The organism is Stenotrophomonas sp. TEPEL, from assembly GCF_004348785.1.
In the GTDB taxonomy this organism is placed as follows: domain Bacteria; phylum Pseudomonadota; class Gammaproteobacteria; order Xanthomonadales; family Xanthomonadaceae; genus Stenotrophomonas; species Stenotrophomonas indicatrix.
Genome location: NZ_QQXJ01000001.1, coordinates 3282354 through 3299390, shown reverse-complemented (window position 1 = coordinate 3299390; position 17037 = coordinate 3282354). Strand labels below are relative to the sequence as shown.

Below are 17037 nucleotides of genomic sequence, written 5' to 3'. Positions count from 1 at the left end.
CAAATCGGCAGAGGTTGCCGGCCAGCGGCCGGCACTATCTCGTCAATGTCTGCGCGGGGGCCTCTCCCGCGATCTCCCAGCCCAGGAGCCCCTTCTTGTTGAAGGGGCGCGCCGACAGGCGGGGGTAGAGGAGGAATGCGCGGGCAATTCTGCCTTACCCGGCTCGGACTAATTGCCTATTTGGGGTCTCCGAGCCGGGTAAGGCATAATTGCGGGTGAAACTTCCTTTGCGCCGGCGTTTCCGGGCACGTCCGGACGGCGTTTTTCCCCCTGTTCGGAACATCGATCAATGACGCAGAAAATTACGGTCATCCGCGGCGACGGCATTGGCCCGGAAATCATGGACGCCACCCTGTTCGTGCTCGACCAGCTCAACACTGGCCTGGAGTACGAAGACGCCGACGCCGGCCTGGTGGCCCTGGAGAAGCACGGCGACCTGATGCCGGCGGTGACCCTGGAATCGATCGCGCGCAACAAGGTCGCGCTGAAGAGCCCGCTGACCACCCCGGTTGGTGGCGGCTTCACCTCGATCAATGTCAGCCTGCGCCGTCACTTCGACCTGTACGCCAACGTGCGTCCGGCCCACACCTTCCCGAACACCAAGTCGCGCTTCGAGAACGTCGACCTGATCACCGTTCGTGAGAACACCGAAGGTGCGTACCTGGCCGAAGGCCAGGAAGTGTCGGCCGACGGCGAGACCGCTTTCTCCGGCACCCGCATCACCCGCAAGGGCTCCGAGCGCATCGTGCGCTACGCTTTCGAGCTGGCCAAGAGCACCGGCCGCAAGAAGGTCACCGCCGTGCACAAGGCCAACATCATCAAGTCGACCTCGGGCCTGTTCCTGGCCGTGGCGCGCGAAGTCGCCGCGCAGTACCCGGACATCGAGTTCCAGGAAATGATCGTCGACAACTGCTGCATGCAGCTGGTGATGCGTCCGGAACAGTTCGATGTGATCGTCACCACCAACCTGTTCGGTGACATCATTTCCGACCTGTGCGCCGGTCTGGTCGGTGGCCTGGGCCTGGCCCCGGGTGCCAACATCGGCAAGGACGCGGCGATCTTCGAAGCCGTGCACGGCACCGCGCCGGACATCGCCGGCCAGGGCAAGGCCAATCCGTGCGCCCTGCTGCTGGCGGCGGCACAGATGCTCGATCACGTCGGCCAGCCGGAGAACGCCGAGCGCCTGCGCAAGGCCATCGTCGCCACGATGGAAGCCAAGGATTCGCTGACCGGCGACCTCGGCGGCACCGGCAACACGATGGGCTTCGCCAGGGCGATCGCCAGCCGCCTGTAAGCGGCGGCTGTCCTGCTGGGGATCGTTGCAGGCAGATTCCCGCAGGGCTTCGGGTAGTGGCAGACGGGCCGTCCTAGTACGGCCCGTCTGCGTTTTTGAGCTGCGCGTTTTTCACCGACAGGGTTTTATGGATGCCTGAGACGGCTGTGTGGATCCTGGTGGCTGCTGCTGTTTACGTTCTGGGTGTAGCCATCTACTTCGTCTTCTACTGGCCATGGTCCCGTTCGCAGCGCGCGCTGCGCCGCCTGCGCAGGGAGGGGGCACCCGTCCGCAGCATGCGGCGGTCCGAGGAGCGCATCCTGCAGTTGATCGAGTTTCCGGCAGGGGCGCCGGTTCTCCTGCTGGAAGGGGCCTGCGCGGAATTCGTCATCAGGAGCGCCAATGCGCCTCCCCGTCATGTCCACACCTTGGCTGGCGTGCCGGTGAAGTATCCGGCCGGCCTGCAGCATGCCGTGCGCGCCGGTAGCAATACCGCCGAAGTCGTGCTCGGGCGCGAGTACGCGATGATCGTACGGCTCAACGGGGAAAAGCTGACCTCGTAGCATCGCGCAAGCTCAACGCCATGAAAGTGATCTGTGCAAATCGTGCACAGATCGTGTGCCAGCCGGTGGCTGGTTCGTGCGCCTTCCGCTCCTCATCCTGTGCCCACTTTCCACCGCACAGGAGCTTGACCATGAACCTCACTGCTTTCGGCCTGGCCGGCCTGATCGGCATGGCTGCCACCGCCCCGGTTGTTGCCGCCGAGCCTGTCCACCCCACCATCCGGCATATGGCCGGCGCCGCGGCCGTCACCTCGCTCGACGCAGCGAAGACGGCCGTGCTGGTGATCGACTTCCAGAACGAGTACTTCGACGCCAGCGCCGCGCCCGGTTTCGCCGGTGGTCGCATGGTCATTCCCGATGGCGTGGCGGCCCTGCGGCAGACGCGTCGCGTGGTCGATTTCGCTGATGCCAACGGCATCCGCGTGATCCATGTGCAGCACGTACTGCCGGCAGGCGCGCCGCTGTTTGCAGAGGGCAGCGTCAACGCGGCATTCCACCGTGACATGCAACCGCGCAAGGGCGAGACCGTGGTACAGAAGGACAACGTCAGCGTGTTCGCCGGTGCCTCGGCAGCGGCACTGGACAAGGTGCTGAAGGATGCCGGTATCGACACCCTCATCGTCACCGGGCTGCAGACCCATGCCTGCGTTGCCGGTGCTGCACGCGATGCTGCTGCGGCGCCGCGCGGCTACCGGGTGATCGTGGCTTCCGATGCCTCTGCCAGCCGTGATCTGGATCTGGCCAATGGCGGGACCATCGGCCATCGCGCATTGCATGAGGCGTCGCTGGCGCAGATCGAGGATGCCTTTGGCGAGGTCATGACCACCTCGGCGATTCTGGCCCTGCCGGTGCGCAAGGCAGGTAGCGGCACTTGATAAGCTGGCGGGGTCCGCAGCCTGCGGGCCCCGCCGACTGGAGCGCGCTGCCGATGGACCATTTTGCTGCCCTGCGAGCCCTGCGCGCGATCGTCGACGCCGGCAGTTTCACTGCCGCCGCCGAGCGGCTGGGTACCACCCATTCGGCGATGTCGCGGCAGTTGCGTCAACTTGAAGAGCACCTGCAGGTGCGGCTGCTGGATCGCAACAGCCGACGGCTGTCGCTGACCGAGGCCGGGCGCGACTACTACCGCGAGGCGGTGGCGCTGCTTGACCGGCTGGAGGCCGCCGATGACCGTGCGCGGGCCGGCCAGGCCCAGCCCAGCGGGCGCGTGCGGGTCAGCGTGCCGCAGGTGGTCGCCAGCCAGGAGCTGCCGCATTGGCTGCCTGGCTTCCTGGCGCGCTATCGCCAGGTGGCGCTGGAACTGTCGGCCGACGATCAGCTGGTCGATGTGGTCGGCGGTGGCTTCGACCTCGCCCTGCGCATCGCGCCGTCCCTGCCTGACAGTCAACTGGTCGCCCGTGAACTGGCGCGATGTCCGCGCATCCTGGTTGCAGCACCGGCGTACCTCGCCCGGCAGGGACTGCCTCGACAGGTGGCCGACCTGCAGAACCACACCTTGTTGGGGTTCAACCCTGTTGCGGCGATGACGCCGTGGCAGCTGCACGGACCGCGCGGTGTCATCGTCAGCGTGGAAGCGGGCCAACGACTGCGCGTGGACGCCACGCCGGCGCTGTATGCGGCCGTGCTGGCCGGCATGGGCATCAGTCTGTTCACCGCGCTTACGGTGCAGGAAGATCTTCGCGCCGGCCGCTTGATCCGCGTGCTGCCCAGCTGGCACGGTGGTACTCGCTGCTATTTCGCGCTGTATCCCCATGCGCGTGCGCTGGCGCCGAAGGTGCGCGCGCTGGTCGATCATCTCGCCACGCATTACGCTGCAGCGTCGGCTGCGGCAGGGTAAGTCGCACGGCAGTGGTGAGGAGTGGGGATGGAGCCGGTGTATCTGCTGGTCGCGCTGGGCGCGATCGTCGCGGGGTTCGTGCAGGGCCTGTCGGGATTCGCGTTCGGCATGGTCGCGATGTCGTTCTGGGCGTGGGGGCTGGATCCCCGGCTTGCGGCGACGCTGTCGGTGTTCGGCGCGCTGGTTGGCCAGTTGCTGGCGTTGTTCACCGTGCGCCGTGGCTTCAACCTGCGCCTGCTGCTGCCGTTCGTGCTCGGTGGGCTGGCGGGCATTCCGCTTGGCGTGCTGGTGCTGCCGCAGCTGGACATGGCCTGGTTCAAGGCGCTGCTGGGAGGTTTCCTGGCGCTGTGGTGCCCGGTGATGCTGATGGCGCGTTCGTTGCCACCGGTCACCGTTGGCGGCCGGTTCGGCGACGCGCTGGCCGGCATGGCCGGTGGTGTGCTCAGTGGCATCGGTGGCTTCGCCGGGCCGGTGCCGACCCTGTGGAGCACGTTGCGGGGCTTCGGCAAGGACGAGCAGCGCGCGGTCATCCAGAACTTCAATCTGGCGATGCTGGCAGTGACCATGGCCACCTATGTCGGTACCGGCATGGTCACCCGGCAGATGCTGCCGTACTTCGCCATTGTCGCGCCGGCGATGCTGGTACCCACGCTGCTGGGGGCGAAGCTGTATATCGGTATCAGTGAGGCGCGTTTCCGGCAGATCGTCCTCGGCCTGCTGACCGCTTCCGGCGTGGCCATGCTGGCCTCGTCGCTGCCGTTGCTGCTGTCCCGTGGGATGGCGGGATGAGGGGTCAGGCGGGCCGCAGCATGCGGAAGCGTTGGTCGGCGGTGATGCGGAAGTAGTCGGCCGGTCCGCCGCCGCGCAGGATGGTGTCGCTCGCTGCGGTGTCGTAGATGCCGTCGACGAGCAGCCGCGTATCGATATGCACGGCGACCACTTCGCCTAGTACCAGCCAGCCATTGGTGTCGTTACCGGCCGCGTCGCGCAGACGCACGATCTGCGTGCAGCGGCACTCCATGCTCACCGGGCTCTGGGCCACGCGCGGCGGTGCAATCTGCTCCGAGGCCAGTGGTGTCAGCCCGGCCAGGACGAACTCGTCCACTTCCGGCGCGACCGCACGGCAGCTCTCGTTCATTGCCTGGGCCAGATCGAACGTGGCGAGGTTCCAGACGAACTCGCCGGTCGCTTCGATGTTGCGCAGCGAGTCCTTGCACCCCTGGCTGCTGAAACCAATGATCGGCGGCGTGTAGTTGAAGGCGTTGAAGAAGCTGTAGGGCGCCAGGTTCACATTGCTTTCGGCATCACGACTGGAGATCCAGCCGATGGGGCGCGGGCCGATGATGGCGTTGAACGGATCGTGTGGCAGGCGATGGCCATCGGCCGGGCGATAGCTGTGGAAGCGGGGAGGGATGGGGTCTGCCATGGGCGTGTTTCCGCGGGAGTCGAGCGTGCTCGACGCTACAAAAAAGGCCGCGATCCCGACGGACCGCGGCCTTGTCGTTTACGGCATGGACTGGATCAGCGCTGCTGGATCTTCGACAGCAGGCGCAGGAACTCCACATACAGCCAGACCAGGGTCACCATCAGGCCGAATGCGCCATACCATTCCATGTACTTCGGCGCGCGCTGGGCCACGCCGGTTTCGATGAAGTCGAAATCCAGCACCAGGTTCAGCGCGGCCACGACCACCACGAACAGGCTGAAGGCGATGCCCAGCCAGCTGGCGTCATGGATCACCGGCACATTGATGTTGAAGAAGCCCAGCACGAACGAGGCCAGGTACAGCAGGGCGATGCCGCCGGTGGCGGCGACCACGCCGAGCTTGAAGTTCTCGGTGGCCTTGATCAGGCCGCTGCGGTAGGCGAACAGCAGTGCGAACAGGGTGCCGAAGGTCAGCAGCACGGCCTGGAACACGATGCCCGGGAACTTCATGTTGAACACGGCCGAGATGGCACCCAGGAACAGGCCTTCCACCAGCGCATAGAGCGGTGCGGTGACCGGCGACCACTCCTTCTTGAACACGGTGATCAGGGCCAGCACCAGGCCACCGATCGCCCCGCCCATGGCGTACAGCTTGGCGCCGGCCATCACCTGGCCGTAGTCGTCCACGGTCTGGTTCCAGGCGAAGGCCGCGGTCAGCACGGTCAGCAGCAGCAGGAAGCCGGTCTTGTTGACGGTGCCATTGAGGGTCATGGCCTGGTCGGGGCTGGTCACCACCGAGCCACTGGCCAGATCGAGGAAGGTCGACTCGGAAAGAGCCGGGTTGCCGCTGCGCATGCGAGGTCTCCGTGCGAAAAGGGGGCGATTGGGCCATCCGGCCGCTGGCTGCGAGCATAGCCGATGACTGCGTAAGCCGTGGTCATGGCGGGGCAGGGCAGGCATTGCGCGTTGACAGTTCGCACGGCGCTTGGCCACAATGGCCAGCTCCCCGGGTCCATGCCCGAGGGGATTGCAACACCGGGGTATAGCGCAGTCTGGTAGCGCGCCTGCTTTGGGAGCAGGATGTCGGGGGTTCGAATCCCTCTACCCCGACCAATCCCACGTCACGTCGGATTGGACGCCGTTCCGGTTCGGGCGCCCGTAGCTCAACTGGATAGAGCACCGGCCTTCTAAGCCGGCGGTTACAGGTTCGATTCCTGTCGGGCGCGCCATTTAAATCAATGGCTTAAGTTGAATCATCGTCTTGGAAACAGCATTCTCCGGAATTTGCTCCGGAAATGCGCGTGGCCGACCTTCGTAAGGTTGCTGCCAATGGCACCCCGTTTGCAATGAACTTTTAGCGCGCGTGACCGTCTAATACTCATATGACGGACATAAGTGCGCCATTGTTCCACGGAGTGTTCCACATGTTGTCGTCTCACATTTGATGATACGTGTGCAAGTGAAGAACGATGAATTCCAGTGATTCAAAGTTGTTGTAAGTGAACTTTGGTGCCACTTTTTTGCCGACCTAGGTGTTAGGATTCGCCCGTCGAGCCCCGTTTGAATCGGCCGACACCTTCACCAGACGAATTGATCTGTTGAATCTTGGAGATATAGAGATGAAGCGCCCCAATGAGCCGATGACCGCTTATCCGGTCAGTAGTGAGGTCATCTCTGTCTCGCGCTACCTGAAGCTTAGCGAGGCTGAGAAGTCCTCCATTCGATCCACTGAAATCGCGCCGCCAAAGCTCGGCCGTAATGACTTTGGTCGGATCATCGTCCACTACAAGACCCCAATCTACAAAGTGGGATGAGTGACTGAATGAACCATCCAATTCCTGCAGGGAAGCCGGAGCCTGAAGGGCATCAAGGGAAGCCCAGCCAAGAAATGCAGCTGCTTGAGCAGATCTTGGAGAACCAGGTCCGGGAATTTGAGATCAAGTCACGCGAACTTGAGATCGAGAAGCAGAAGGACGCGAACGCCTTCCAATTCAGCCGAGAAGCCCTCTCTGCACAAGAGCGTGATCGGAAGCACGAGCGTGAATGCAAGCGCGGCGAACGCCGGGATAGGTATTGGCTGATCGCAATTATGGCACTCATCCTCGCGGGCCTCATCGGTGCTGCATTGGCAATGGGGCATAAGGATGTAGCGATCGAACTTGTGAAAGCCGTCATCCTGATCTCGGCTGGTGCTGCAGGCGGCTATGGCTTGGCTAAGAAGAAGCAAGACGATCCAGAGTAAGAGATGTGCACTGGCCCCGCCTCGGCGGGGCTTTTTGCAGGATAGACCTTAGCAACCCGACTCAGGCACAAGCGGCAGTGAGTGGTCATAGACGTGCATCATCGCGTCCGTCTTGTGCCCACTGGCCGCTTTCTTGTCGCCCTTGGTATCCGTCACACCTCGGTGTTTCAGGCTGTGCAGCTCGAACCGCTCGTCCTGGCTCAGAACGCCGTCCTTCACCGCATTGCGCATCATGCGCCCCCAGGCAGTCTGCCAACCGTCCTCGGTCAACCGCTCCCCGTCCTGGCTGACGAAGAGATAGCGGTCCTCGGCCCGGATCGGAATCACCCCCCCCGTTCTTCTCCCATATCGCCGCCCGCCGCGCCCGTAGCATTGCTATGGCTTCCTCGGTTTGGGCACCCTTGCGCACCAGGTTGTCACGACTGCCCTTGCGCCGGTTCGTACGCAGCATCTCGCCGTCCACGTGAGCGTCGGTCAACGTGAGCACTTCGATGCCACGCAGACGCGCTTGGTAGGCCAGTTCCATCGCCGCCCACAGGTACGCCGGCACCGCGCCCTTCGCTCGAGGCCCGCGCGCGCTGCATTCCTTGGCGTAGGCCTGAACCCGGCGGAACACATCCACGTCCGGCATCCGGTGATCGCCCTTTTCCTTCACCTGCTTGATGCCGGTTGCTGGGTTCGTGGTGACATGATCGTGTTCGCGAGCCCAGCCGAACACCCGCCGCAGGTAGCGCAGCCAGTGGTTTGCCTTCGTCGGATAGCCGGGGATGGCGGGATCGCCGGGCTTCTGCCCAGGTCGACCTTGGGCGATCACGTCGATCAAGCGCCGTATGAACCCCGGCGTCAGCCTGTCCACGGTGGCCTCGCCCAGGGTGGTGCCGTTCTTGAGCGGGTAGGCCTTGATCGCCCCGGCATAGTCCTTGTAGCCCGCCTGTGTTGAGGGCTTCAGTTGCGCAAACGCCAGGCTCTCCGCGTGCCGGTCGATCACGACCGCGACCGTACCTCGCTGCGCTTCGCCTTGGCGCGCTTCCATGATCGCGTGCAGGTCGGACATGCGCGCGGTGGGGCCGGCAACGGTCTTCTTTCGATAGCCGTAGCCTTCCTCGTGGGGGGGGCGTACGTACCACCTGCCGCGGCCGGTGGGATCCCAGTAGATCCCGACCGGCAGCAAGGTGTGGTCGATGTGCGGCGGCAGGTTGGGTGCGGCCTTGCGCGGTCTAGCCATGATGCTGCTGTGCGTCCTTTCAGATCAGCGAAGCGGGGTAGCTCTCGTTCTCGAAAGCCGAGGTGGTGAGGCCAAGTGCCTCGTTGAGGGCGGCAGTGGTGGTCCAGATGCCGCCCTGACCGTCGTACTGCACTCGGATGTTCCGCAGCCTCGCCCAGCGCTCGACGGTGGCCAAGCGCGGCCGCTTACCCGGCCGACACAGCTCCTGCAGATCGCGGAACTGTAGAACTTCACCGATCACGGGCAACCTCCTTGCACGTTGGCGCGTGCGCGGGTGCGTCTCCCTGCCGGCTCAGCCAGGCCGAGGTTGAACTGCAGGACGTTGTCGGATGCCGTTGGTGCCGGCGCGGTGCGCGCGCTGCGCACGGGCTGGTTCAGTCGGCGCCAGTCGCGCAAGGCCGCGTCGGCATCCGGGTGCTTACGGGTGGACCTGCAGCAGCATTCGACAAGGTGACCACCGCCGGCGCTCGCCCGCCGCTCGTCGTGGATGTGGCGCGCGCGGTGGCCGGCAGCGCAGTTGGGCAAGCCTTCGGGATGGCTGATCTGCTTCTGAGTCATGGCTTTTCGCACTCCGTAATGTGGGCTTCCAGCTTTTCCAGCAGGAAAGCGGCCTGTCTGGACCTGTGACGCCTGTCGTAGTGGTTGAGGTGTGGCGGTGCATCACGCAGCCACTGCAGCGGCTGCAGCATCCAGCGCGGGTCGAACGGAAGCCGGCTGCGTCAGGGCCGGCCCAGTCTTCGGGGTCGCCACACACGGTGCAGGTGCGGTTCTGGAACACGTGCTCCTTCTCCGGCTGCGGCGCGCGCGGCTTTTCGAACAGAGCGCGAATGATCAGGCCACGCTGCGGGCCGTAGTAGACCTGTTCGGCGTTCGCTTCGGCCCAGCAGCCCGGCGCGAAGTCGTCCGCGTGGCGGTACTCCCAGCGGCCCCGTGAGCTGAGTAAAGCTCGACCATCAGGATGTCCGCCCAGGCGCGCACTTGCTCGGCGGCGACGGGGCCGCCTGCCGGGTCAGTCTTTCCGTGCGGCTCGATCAACTGCGCTTTCGTGTGGCTGGCCACCAGCGCCGGCAGGTTCTTCAGCCAGAGCGTTGCACCCTTGGCGAAGGGACTGCCGGAGTCTTAGGCTGCACGGTCTGCGTCGGCCGGCCCAGCGCGCTCATTGCAAAGCCATGTGGCTTCGAGTTCTCGACGGCGATGAACTCCACAGGCGCGGCCATCGGGCCGGCGAACAACAGCGCTCCTTCAAGGAAGTCGCGCATTCGGTTCGGAAACTTCGGATGTTCAAGGAGAGCTTCTCGCGGATCGAGTTCGCCAGATGTATGCGTCGTTGGCGATCAATGCAATGCTGAGGATGTGAAGCTCGACGTTAGGGATGAGGACTCACTGCCTACTTCGATGTCGAAGGCGCCAAGCCGGAAGAAGGCGCCCAAAAAAGACAGCGATGCTGCTCGGGACACCAAGTCTTAAAAGAAGGTACAAAAAAAGCTCGGCTAGAGCAGGGCTTTTTTGTTGCGCTGCTTCAGGCGCAGCCTAGAACTTCCGAAGGCCTGCGTGGATCAGCGCCTTGCCTAGGATGCTTACTTCGCCGGGATCAGGTCGATAGGCTGGGAAGTCAGTGTTGACGCTGACCACGTACAGCCCGTCGCCGCGCTTCTGCAGCATCTTGATCTGCGTCTGGCCCCCTATGTTGATGAGGTAGTAGTCGTCGCCGTCGAAGCAGTCACAGCTTGTGTCGATCCACACAATGTCGCCGTCCTCCAGCTTGGGGCGCATGGAGGGCCCCCGGCCAGTGATGAGCTGGATGCGGCCAGGCTGGGGCAGGTAGCCGAGCTTCCTGCGCACCTCCCATTCGGCGACCTCGATGGTCTTCACTACCTCCGGGTAGTCCTGGTTGACCATCCCTGCTCCCATCCCCGCACCCCCTTCAAACAAGTCGAAGCGAGCATAGCCGGGTGGCGTCTCAAACTCTCGGACTGGCGAGATCCCTTCCGCAGGGTCTGTGCCCGACAGCATCTGTCCTTTGCCTGTGGCTAACCAGGTCTCGCTTACGCCCAAACCTTTGGCCGCTGCCAACAGGTTCTCCCCTCGTAGGAACTTGGCCTTGCCGCTGAACCAACCGTTGACACTGGGGGCAGATATTCCGACCCGGCGCGCAAGCTCCGCTTTGGTGATCTTGGCGTGCTTGACGGCGAGAGTGAGTCGTTCGGCGAGAGTAGTCATTAGGAAAGGCTAATTGCAGTTGGGTTAGGACTGGCTGTTGACTGAATAATTAGCTAGTCCTAATCTTTCCGCATGAACAACCTTACTGCTTCCGAGATCATCGATCGCTTGGGTGGTACCGCCGAGGTGGCCCGCATTTGCCAAATCAAGTCGCCTTCCGTGAGCGAGTGGCGCTCCAAGGGAATCCCTCCGGCCCGTAGGCAATTTCTCGAGCTGCTCAAGCCGGAAGCCTTTGGCGCAACGGCCGCTGCTGTAGTTCGAACTTTTTCGGACAAGCGCCTGAGCAAGCGCGAGTTGCGCGCCAAGTTGGGCCTGAACAACGACACGCAGTTGGCCACGATGCTGCAACTGCGGGTAGAGCTGGTCGAGGCGTGGGCGGAAGAGGATCAGGTGCCCAGCATTCCGCAGGTGCTTCGCTTGCTCGGCATCGAAGAGCCGCCGCCGTCCTTGCGCCCGTGATCCATGACCCTGACGCGAACCGCATCGCCTCGGTCGACAGCGCCTGCAAGGCCATCCCTGGCCGTCTTCCCTGAGTTGCTGATTTCCATGGCGCCAATCCTGCGCCGCCCGGGCCGACCGCTGCGGCAAGTCGATGCACCAGGAGAACCTGCGCGCGAAGCTGCGCGAGCTCGAAGGTGAATCGGTAATGAGGGACATCGCAGAACTGCTTACCGAGTGGATGCAAGAGAAGGCGGCGCGCCAATAGGCTGGCCAAGGCAAGCATGCAGCCGCCGCCGTTCGGTTGGATGGGTAGGGGCCCGATGGTCGCCGTCGCAGGCGCAGAGCCTCCAGCAACCTCGCCACCGAGCCCTTGCTGTGCAAGTGCCTGCTCCAGAAATGAAGGCAAAGCAAGTCTTTGATTCGCATCCAGAGTCAGGCAGACTTCCAAGTCGACGGTTACAGGTTCGATTCCTGCCGGGCGCGCCATTGGTTGGTGCGACACCGGAACGTAGCTGGCGGATGTGAAGAAGTGCTTGCAAAAGCATGCAGACTCCACCAGAATGTCGGACTCGCTTCGGCGGACCTGAACTTCGGTGACAGTCCTCGGGCAACGTATCAAGCTTCAGCGTCGGCAGCATCGGCGGTGAAGCGAAAGTTTCAGTGGTGGCTGTAGCTCAGTTGGTTAGAGTACCGGATTGTGATTCCGGTGGTCGGGGGTTCGAATCCCCTCAGCCACCCCACTGATTCAACCGCATCGGCATCGCCGAAACGGTATTGCAATAGACAGGTCGCCGGCTATAATGTGCGCCTGAGTTTCAAGGGCTGTTAGCTCAGTTGGTAGAGCAGTTGACTCTTAATCAATAGGTCCAAGGTTCGAATCCTTGACAGCCCACCAAGACAAAAGCCATCGGGTCCGCCCGGTGGCTTTTTTCTTCAAGATGTAACCCTTCGCGATGGATCGCCGGTTGCAGTGCTTGTTTCAACGACGTTGAAGAAAGTGCTTGCAACGCCCTCGCGGATCGGGTCATAATTCGCCCCCCGATTTCGGGCTGTTAGCTCAGTTGGTAGAGCAGTTGACTCTTAATCAATAGGTCCAAGGTTCGAATCCTTGACAGCCCACCAGACGAAAGCCACTTGGTCCGCCAAGTGGCTTTTTTCTTTATGTCTCCGCTGGCGTGGAGCCGGCTGGAGGACAGCCCGCTTGAGTCAAGGGGGCGCGGCGAAGCCGGGGGGATGTGGGTGTTGGTGAGAGGGGCCCGCGCGGTGCGCAGCAGCGCGTGGGGCGGCAGCGCGAATGCGCAGCCGCGTCCCCAAGGTTCGAATCCTTGACAGCCCACCAGACGAAAGCCACTTGGTCCGCCAAGTGGCCTTTTTCTTGCCTGCGGCAGCGTCGGTAGATCCACGCCATGCGTGGATGAAGGCGCTGCGGAATGCCCAATCCACGCATGGCGTGGATCTACTGAAGCGTGGCTGAAATCAGCGTCACATGCGTCATCAGCATGTTCAATGCTGTGAGCTGCTTCTCACCGGTTGCTGCCGGCATCGCTCCCAATAGGTGTTCCGCGCCGAAGGCGCATGCATGAGGAGTGCTTCGATGACGTTCAACAAGAGCACGGGCGTGATGCTGTCCGGCCTGGTGGTGATCGCGCTGTCAGGCTGCAGGGCGGACGAGGCGGCCACCGCCGCTGCACCGGACTACGCGCGCACGGTCGAGCGACCTGCGGATGTCGACCACATCGCGGCACAGCCGGTGGAGGGTCGCGACGCCACGCAGTCGACCGGGGCGACAGGGGAGGCGCTGCCTGTCGGCGCGGTTGAAATGACGCAGTCCGCCGATGGCGCCACCTTGGAAACGCCCAGCGACGATGCGGCTGGCGGCACTGCAGGCAAAGCACCGAAGCCCGCGCCGGTCGTCCGCTGACCCGGATCGGCCTGGGGCGGGATGCGCCCGGGCCGACTCCAAAGGGTAATTTTCCTGTTCAGTTTTGTGGAAGCCTTCCGCTTTCCGCCCCCGCCTGCAACAATGAACACCTGAGCCGGCCACGCGAAAGTGGCGGAATTGGTAGACGCCCTGGATTTAGGTTCCAGTGCCGCAAGGCGTGGGGGTTCGAGTCCCCCCTTTCGCACCAGGCCGGCCCGTCCCCCGCCCAGTCGGGCATTCCGCGTCAACCCCTGCGCCCGGCCGTGCTGGCGGCGCCGCCCGAATTGGGCGAAACTAAAGGGCTGCGGCAAGCAGGCGCGTCATCGACGTCGTGTCCTTACAACCGTTTCATCCATCATCGAGCCGGGGGCCAGGGCGCCACCGGTGGCAGGAGTCAACATGCAAGCTTCGATCGAAACCATCGGCAACCTGGAACGCCGCCTGAGCTTCTCGCTGCCGGAAGACCGTCTGCAGAGCCACATCAACGGCCGCCTGGGCGAAATCGCCCGCACCACCCGCATCAAGGGTTTCCGTCCGGGCAAAGTGCCGGCCAGGGTGATCGAGCAGCGCTTCGGCGCGCAGGTCCGTGGCGAGGCGCTGGACGGCCTGCTGCGCGAAACCTTCGATGCCGCCGTGCGTGAGCACGACCTGCGCATCGTCGGCAGCCCGCGCATCGACAAGGGTGACGAGGGTGAGTTCTCCTTCGTGGCCACCGTTGAAGTGGTGCCGGACTTCGGTGACATCGACGTCAGCAAGCTGACCGTGGTGCGCCACACCGCCGAAATCACCGATGCCGACATCGACCAGATGATCGAGAACCTGCAGACGCAGCGTCGCAGCTGGTCGCCGGTCACCCGTGCCGCGCAGGACGGCGACCTGGTCGCACTGGAAACCTGGTCGCAGGCCGGTGACGAGCGCCTGCCGGCCGAAGGCACCGAGAAGGGCAGCATCGTGCTCGGCCAGGGCATGATGTTCGAGACCATCGAGCAGGGCCTGGTCGGCATGGCCAAGGACGAAGAGAAGACCCTGGACGTCGCGTTCCCGGCTGACTGGCGCGTGCCGGCGCTGGCGGGCAAGACCGTGCAGGTCACCGTGAAGGTCAGCGACGTGTCCGAGCCGGTCGTGCCGGCCGTCGATGAAGCCTTCATCAAGAGCTTCGGCGTGAAGGGTGGCGACGTCGAGCAGTTCCGCAGCGACATCCGCGCCAACCTCGAGCGTGAGCTGAAGGGCGCGCTGATGAACCGCCTGCGTCGTGAAGTCGGCGAGCAGCTGATCGCGGCCTATTCGTCGGTGGAAATGCCGCCGCGCCTGGTCGAGAACGAAGCCCGCGCCATGCTGGCCCAGCAGGTCGAGCAGATCCGCCGCAGTGGCCGCAACCCGGGCGAGATCCCGGCCGACGCCCACGAAGGCTTCAAGGACGCTGCTGCCAAGCGCGTGCTGGTCGGGCTGGTGGTCGGCGAAGTGGCCCGCAGCAACGACCTGCGCCTGGACCCGAAGCGCCTGAATGAAACGATGCGTCTGATCGCCTCGACCTACGAAGAGCCGGAACAGGTCATTGAGATGTACCGCAACGACCCCCAGCTGATGTCTGGCCTGCAGAACCGCGTGATGGAAGAGCAGGTGATCGACTGGATCGCCGAGCGCGCCCAGCACACTGAAGAAAAGCTGTCGTTCCAGGACGCGATCCGCCAGTAATTTCGGGCGGATCCCCGGATTCCCCGCGCCAGCCCTGGCGCGGGGGTGTTTCCCCCCAAGATAGGTACCTCACGAAATGGACAACCGAACCAAAGCCCTGAACATGGTTCCCATGGTGGTCGAGCAGACCAGCCGCGGCGAGCGTGCCTACGACATCTATTCGCGCCTGTTGAAGGAGCGCCTGATCTTCCTGGTGGGCCCGATCGACGATCACATGGCCAACGTGGTGGTGGCGCAGCTGCTGTTCCTGGAAGCGGAAAACCCGGAAAAGGACATCAGCATCTACATCAACTCGCCGGGTGGCGTGGTCACCGCCGGCATGGCGATCTACGACACCATGCAGTACATCAAGCCGGACGTGAGCACCATCTGCGTTGGTCAGGCCGCCTCGATGGGCGCGCTGCTGCTGGCGTCCGGTGCGGCGGGCAAGCGCTATGCGCTGCCGAACTCGCGGGTGATGATCCACCAGCCGCTGGGTGGCTTCCAGGGCCAGGCCACCGACATCGACATCCACGCGCGCGAGATCCTGACCCTGCGTGCGCGCCTGAACGAAGTGCTGGCCAAGCACACCGGCCAGTCGCTGGAGACCATCGCGCGCGATACCGAGCGCGACAACTTCAAGAGCGCGGTCGATGCGGTCGCCTACGGCCTGGTCGACCAGGTCCTGGAGCGTCGTCCGGAAGAGTCGATCCAGGCCGGCTGACCGGCACTCACGGGGCCATGGCAGGCCCCGTTCCTGCAGGGTCGGGTGGACTGATGTCCCTCCGGCCCTGTGTTATTCTCGAATCGAACCCCCGTTCAGCGGGTGGGGTAACTGGGTAAGCGAAGCATGAGCGAAGACCGCCAAGGTCGTTCCACGGACACCGGCAAGATCCTCTACTGCTCTTTCTGCGGCAAGAGCCAGCATGAAGTGCGCAAGCTGATTGCCGGTCCGAGCGTGTTCATCTGCGATGAGTGCGTGGAGCTGTGCAACGACATCATCCGAGAGGAGCTTGAGGAAAAGGCGCAGTCGGCGCGCAGTTCGCTGCCCAAGCCGCGCGAGATCCTCGAGGTGCTCGACCAGTACGTGATCGGACAGAACCGCGCCAAGCGGACCCTGGCCGTGGCCGTGTACAACCACTACAAGCGCATCGAGAGCCGCCAGAAGAACGACGAAGTCGAGCTGGCGAAGTCGAACATCCTGCTGGTCGGTCCGACCGGTTCGGGCAAGACCCTGCTGGCCGAGACCCTGGCCCGCCTGCTCAACGTGCCGTTCACCATGGCCGACGCCACCACGCTGACCGAAGCCGGTTACGTGGGCGAGGATGTGGAGAACATCATCCAGAAGCTGCTGCAGAAGTGCGACTACGACGTCGAGAAGGCACAGCAGGGCATCGTCTACATCGATGAAATCGACAAGATCTCGCGCAAGAGCGAGAACCCGTCGATCACCCGCGATGTGTCCGGCGAAGGCGTGCAGCAGGCCCTGTTGAAGCTGATCGAAGGCACCGTGGCCAGCGTTCCGCCGCAGGGTGGGCGCAAGCATCCGCAGCAGGAATTCCTGCAGGTGGACACCAAGAACATCCTGTTCATCTGCGGCGGTGCGTTTGCCGGCCTGGACAAGGTGATCCAGCAGCGCTCCAACGACGCCGGCGGCATTGGTTTCGGCGCCAAGGTGAAGAGCAGCGAGCGCAAGCAGGAAGTGGGCAAGGTGCTGGCCGAAGTCGAGCCGGAAGACCTGATCAAGTTCGGCCTGATTCCCGAGTTCGTGGGCCGCCTGCCGGTGGTCGCGACCCTGGAGGAGCTGGACGAGCCGGCCCTGATCCGCATCCTGACCGAGCCGAAGAACGCCATCACCAAGCAGTTCAAGAAGCTGTTCGAGATGGAGAACGTCGAGCTGGAGTTCCGTCCGGACGCCTTGTCGGCCATCGCCAAGAAGGCGCTCAAGCGCAAGACCGGCGCCCGCGGCCTGCGCACCATCGTCGAATCGGTCCTGCTGGACACCATGTACGACCTGCCGTCGCAGGAAAACGTCAGCAAGGTTGTCGTGGATGAATCGGTGATCGAGCACAAGTCCGAGCCGTACCTGATCTACCAGACCCCGCCGGTCCCTGAACAGAAGGCCGCTGGCGCCGAATGATTCTTTCAACCTGTTGAATAGAAAGAATTTTCTCGGAACGTCTTGCATCTGAAAGCCGATGGCCCCATAACGGGGC

The 17037-nt window shown here is 63.6% G+C and carries 18 protein-coding genes and 6 tRNA genes; 18 read left to right on the top strand and 6 right to left on the bottom strand.

Features of this window, described 5'->3' with window-relative positions:
* Positions 1-289: 289 nt before the first annotated feature.
* From TEP_RS15145 to TEP_RS15125, 5 genes are all read left to right on the top strand, one after another.
* On the top strand, positions 290-1294 hold the full coding sequence (locus TEP_RS15145; RefSeq protein ID WP_132825821.1) for an isocitrate dehydrogenase: 1005 nt from the start codon (positions 290-292) through the stop codon (positions 1292-1294).
* A gap of 131 nt (positions 1295-1425) precedes the next feature.
* Positions 1426-1836 carry a hypothetical protein gene (locus TEP_RS15140; RefSeq protein WP_132825820.1) on the top strand — a complete coding sequence of 137 codons (411 nt, stop codon included), beginning with the start codon at positions 1426-1428 and terminating at the stop codon, positions 1834-1836.
* Positions 1837-1967: 131 nt separating this feature from the next.
* A complete protein-coding gene (locus TEP_RS15135) occupies positions 1968-2711 on the top strand; it encodes a cysteine hydrolase (RefSeq protein WP_132825819.1) in 744 nt (247 codons plus the stop codon).
* A gap of 53 nt (positions 2712-2764) precedes the next feature.
* Positions 2765-3673, top strand: coding sequence for a LysR family transcriptional regulator (locus TEP_RS15130; RefSeq protein ID WP_132825818.1), 909 nt, complete (start codon positions 2765-2767; stop codon positions 3671-3673).
* Between the two features lie 27 nt (positions 3674-3700).
* Positions 3701-4462, top strand: coding sequence for a sulfite exporter TauE/SafE family protein (locus tag TEP_RS15125; RefSeq protein ID WP_132825817.1), 762 nt, complete (start codon positions 3701-3703; stop codon positions 4460-4462).
* A gap of 4 nt (positions 4463-4466) precedes the next feature.
* Here the strand turns inward: TEP_RS15125 and TEP_RS15120 are convergent, their stop codons facing one another.
* Both TEP_RS15120 and TEP_RS15115 read right to left on the bottom strand, forming a co-directional pair.
* Positions 4467-5099, bottom strand: a complete 633-nt coding sequence (locus tag TEP_RS15120) for a flavin reductase family protein (protein ID WP_132825816.1) — start codon at positions 5097-5099, stop codon at positions 4467-4469.
* Between the two features lie 95 nt (positions 5100-5194).
* Positions 5195-5953 (bottom strand): Bax inhibitor-1/YccA family protein, encoded by a 759-nt coding sequence (locus TEP_RS15115; protein WP_025878135.1) that lies wholly within the window; start codon positions 5951-5953, stop codon positions 5195-5197.
* Positions 5954-6134: 181 nt separating this feature from the next.
* On the opposite strand from TEP_RS15115, the gene TEP_RS15110 reads away from it, so the two are divergent.
* The 4 genes from TEP_RS15110 (at position 6135) to TEP_RS15095 (ending at position 7340) form a co-directional block, all read left to right on the top strand.
* Positions 6135-6211: transfer RNA gene (locus TEP_RS15110), tRNA-Pro, on the top strand.
* Between the two features lie 39 nt (positions 6212-6250).
* A tRNA-Arg gene (locus tag TEP_RS15105) sits at positions 6251-6327 on the top strand.
* A 390-nt stretch (positions 6328-6717) separates the two neighbouring features.
* Positions 6718-6912 carry a hypothetical protein gene (locus tag TEP_RS15100; RefSeq protein ID WP_132825815.1) on the top strand — a complete coding sequence of 65 codons (195 nt, stop codon included), beginning with the start codon at positions 6718-6720 and terminating at the stop codon, positions 6910-6912.
* 8 nt (positions 6913-6920) lie between these two features.
* Positions 6921-7340, top strand: coding sequence for a hypothetical protein (locus tag TEP_RS15095; RefSeq protein ID WP_132825814.1), 420 nt, complete (start codon positions 6921-6923; stop codon positions 7338-7340).
* Between the two features lie 85 nt (positions 7341-7425).
* On the opposite strand, the gene TEP_RS19965 is transcribed toward TEP_RS15095, so the two are convergent.
* The 4 genes from TEP_RS19965 to TEP_RS15070 form a co-directional block, all read right to left on the bottom strand.
* Positions 7426-8565, bottom strand: a complete 1140-nt coding sequence (locus TEP_RS19965) for an integrase (RefSeq protein WP_240790713.1) — start codon at positions 8563-8565, stop codon at positions 7426-7428.
* Between the two features lie 19 nt (positions 8566-8584).
* A complete protein-coding gene (locus TEP_RS15085) occupies positions 8585-8806 on the bottom strand; it encodes a hypothetical protein (RefSeq protein ID WP_132825813.1) in 222 nt (73 codons plus the stop codon).
* Positions 8803-9123 (bottom strand): hypothetical protein, encoded by a 321-nt coding sequence (locus tag TEP_RS15080; protein ID WP_132825812.1) that lies wholly within the window; start codon positions 9121-9123, stop codon positions 8803-8805. The genes TEP_RS15085 and TEP_RS15080 overlap by 4 nt, the downstream gene beginning before the upstream one ends.
* Before the next feature lie 972 nt (positions 9124-10095).
* Complete coding sequence (locus TEP_RS15070) at positions 10096-10785, bottom strand: S24 family peptidase (protein ID WP_132825811.1); 690 nt, start codon at positions 10783-10785, stop codon at positions 10096-10098.
* Positions 10786-10857: 72 nt separating this feature from the next.
* On the opposite strand from TEP_RS15070, the gene TEP_RS19855 reads away from it, so the two are divergent.
* The 9 genes from TEP_RS19855 (at position 10858) to clpX (ending at position 16961) form a co-directional block, all read left to right on the top strand.
* Positions 10858-11244 (top strand): hypothetical protein, encoded by a 387-nt coding sequence (locus TEP_RS19855; protein WP_206140223.1) that lies wholly within the window; start codon positions 10858-10860, stop codon positions 11242-11244.
* A gap of 645 nt (positions 11245-11889) precedes the next feature.
* Positions 11890-11966 (top strand) — tRNA-His (locus TEP_RS15060).
* 79 nt (positions 11967-12045) lie between these two features.
* Positions 12046-12121: transfer RNA gene (locus tag TEP_RS15055), tRNA-Lys, on the top strand.
* Between the two features lie 151 nt (positions 12122-12272).
* Positions 12273-12348, top strand: a tRNA-Lys gene (locus TEP_RS15050).
* 472 nt (positions 12349-12820) lie between these two features.
* A complete protein-coding gene (locus TEP_RS15045; RefSeq protein ID WP_132825810.1) occupies positions 12821-13147 on the top strand; it encodes a hypothetical protein in 327 nt (108 codons plus the stop codon).
* A 123-nt stretch (positions 13148-13270) separates the two neighbouring features.
* Positions 13271-13355: transfer RNA gene (locus TEP_RS15040), tRNA-Leu, on the top strand.
* Positions 13356-13546: 191 nt separating this feature from the next.
* Positions 13547-14842, top strand: a complete 1296-nt coding sequence (gene tig / locus TEP_RS15035; protein ID WP_132825809.1) for a trigger factor — start codon at positions 13547-13549, stop codon at positions 14840-14842.
* 76 nt (positions 14843-14918) lie between these two features.
* On the top strand, positions 14919-15545 hold the full coding sequence (gene clpP / locus TEP_RS15030) for an ATP-dependent Clp endopeptidase proteolytic subunit ClpP (protein WP_025878142.1): 627 nt from the start codon (positions 14919-14921) through the stop codon (positions 15543-15545).
* A 126-nt stretch (positions 15546-15671) separates the two neighbouring features.
* Positions 15672-16961, top strand: a complete 1290-nt coding sequence (gene clpX, locus TEP_RS15025) for an ATP-dependent Clp protease ATP-binding subunit ClpX (protein ID WP_025878143.1) — start codon at positions 15672-15674, stop codon at positions 16959-16961.
* Positions 16962-17037: the final 76 nt, after the last annotated feature.

What these genes read in the sequence shown, in the direction of transcription:
- TEP_RS15145 (WP_132825821.1), top strand. Translation starts at nt 290, where the DNA reads ATGACGCAGAAAATTACGGTCATCCGCGGCGACGGCATTGGCCCGGAA.
- TEP_RS15140 (WP_132825820.1), top strand. Translation starts at nt 1,426, where the DNA reads ATGCCTGAGACGGCTGTGTGGATCCTGGTGGCTGCTGCTGTTTACGTT.
- TEP_RS15135 (WP_132825819.1), top strand. Translation starts at nt 1,968, where the DNA reads ATGAACCTCACTGCTTTCGGCCTGGCCGGCCTGATCGGCATGGCTGCC.
- TEP_RS15130 (WP_132825818.1), top strand. Translation starts at nt 2,765, where the DNA reads ATGGACCATTTTGCTGCCCTGCGAGCCCTGCGCGCGATCGTCGACGCC.
- TEP_RS15125 (WP_132825817.1), top strand. Translation starts at nt 3,701, where the DNA reads ATGGAGCCGGTGTATCTGCTGGTCGCGCTGGGCGCGATCGTCGCGGGG.
- TEP_RS15120 (WP_132825816.1), bottom strand. Translation starts at nt 5,099, where the DNA reads ATGGCAGACCCCATCCCTCCCCGCTTCCACAGCTATCGCCCGGCCGAT.
- TEP_RS15115 (WP_025878135.1), bottom strand. Translation starts at nt 5,953, where the DNA reads ATGCGCAGCGGCAACCCGGCTCTTTCCGAGTCGACCTTCCTCGATCTG.
- TEP_RS15100 (WP_132825815.1), top strand. Translation starts at nt 6,718, where the DNA reads ATGAAGCGCCCCAATGAGCCGATGACCGCTTATCCGGTCAGTAGTGAG.
- TEP_RS15095 (WP_132825814.1), top strand. Translation starts at nt 6,921, where the DNA reads ATGAACCATCCAATTCCTGCAGGGAAGCCGGAGCCTGAAGGGCATCAA.
- TEP_RS19965 (WP_240790713.1), bottom strand. Translation starts at nt 8,565, where the DNA reads ATGGCTAGACCGCGCAAGGCCGCACCCAACCTGCCGCCGCACATCGAC.
- TEP_RS15080 (WP_132825812.1), bottom strand. Translation starts at nt 9,123, where the DNA reads ATGACTCAGAAGCAGATCAGCCATCCCGAAGGCTTGCCCAACTGCGCT.
- TEP_RS15070 (WP_132825811.1), bottom strand. Translation starts at nt 10,785, where the DNA reads ATGACTACTCTCGCCGAACGACTCACTCTCGCCGTCAAGCACGCCAAG.
- TEP_RS19855 (WP_206140223.1), top strand. Translation starts at nt 10,858, where the DNA reads ATGAACAACCTTACTGCTTCCGAGATCATCGATCGCTTGGGTGGTACC.
- TEP_RS15045 (WP_132825810.1), top strand. Translation starts at nt 12,821, where the DNA reads ATGACGTTCAACAAGAGCACGGGCGTGATGCTGTCCGGCCTGGTGGTG.
- tig (WP_132825809.1), top strand. Translation starts at nt 13,547, where the DNA reads ATGCAAGCTTCGATCGAAACCATCGGCAACCTGGAACGCCGCCTGAGC.
- clpP (WP_025878142.1), top strand. Translation starts at nt 14,919, where the DNA reads ATGGACAACCGAACCAAAGCCCTGAACATGGTTCCCATGGTGGTCGAG.
- clpX (WP_025878143.1), top strand. Translation starts at nt 15,672, where the DNA reads ATGAGCGAAGACCGCCAAGGTCGTTCCACGGACACCGGCAAGATCCTC.